This is a genomic window from Flavobacterium xizangense, assembly GCF_054075145.1.
Genome location: NZ_JBSIPG010000374.1, coordinates 1 through 228 on the forward strand (window position 1 = coordinate 1; position 228 = coordinate 228).

Consider the following 228-nt stretch of genomic DNA (forward strand, 5'->3'; position numbering starts at 1 on the left):
GGCTTTAAACAGATTGGCTCAGATTTATCTAAAAGCAAAAGATTGCGACAAAGCGATTCCGGTTTTAGTTCGTTTAGAAAAAGAAGCTGATTATCCGCAGAATAAAACTTTTGCGCAAGCCAATTTGATGAAATGCTATTACGACAAAAAAGATTATGACAATTCGGTTGTTGCGGCAGATAAAGTTTTAGAAAATCCAAAATCTGACGCAGGCGTAAAAGCCGATGC

The 228-nt window shown here is 37.3% G+C and carries 1 protein-coding gene; it reads left to right on the forward strand.

Translation table 11 applies throughout. The features are described from left to right. A partial coding sequence (locus ACWA1B_RS23830; protein ID WP_456911179.1) for a tetratricopeptide repeat protein occupies positions 1-228 on the forward strand: 228 nt, incomplete at both ends.